At 75.0% G+C, this 276-nt stretch carries 1 protein-coding gene; it reads left to right on the top strand.

Going from position 1 to position 276, the window contains the following annotated elements; all coding sequences use genetic code 11:
* Positions 1 to 276: aldehyde dehydrogenase family protein (locus IEI94_RS22590; protein ID WP_224750044.1), on the top strand; the 276-nt coding region annotated here is incomplete at both ends.

Raw genomic sequence — 276 nt, 5'->3', positions numbered from 1 at the left:
CTCGAGCCGGTCTACCGCGGCGGCGGCGAGGCCGAGGTCGAGCGCGCCTGTGTGCTCGCCGAGGCGGCCTTCGCCAGCTACCGCGAGACCTCCCTGGAGGCCCGCGCCAGCTTTCTCGAGACCATCGCCGCCGAGATCGAGGCAATCGGTGACGACCTGACCCAGCGCGGCATGGCCGAGACCGGCCTGCCCCAGGCACGTCTCGAGGGCGAGCGCGGCCGCACCTGCGGCCAGCTGCGCCTGTTCGCCGCCGTGGTGCGCGCCGGCGAGTGGCTG

The sequence above is a fragment of the Halomonas sp. ML-15 genome (assembly GCF_014779595.1).
Taxonomy (GTDB): Bacteria; Pseudomonadota; Gammaproteobacteria; order Pseudomonadales; family Halomonadaceae; genus Franzmannia.
Note: the sequence above shows the minus strand (reverse complement) of the source record. Positions and strands in the feature narration are given on the sequence as shown.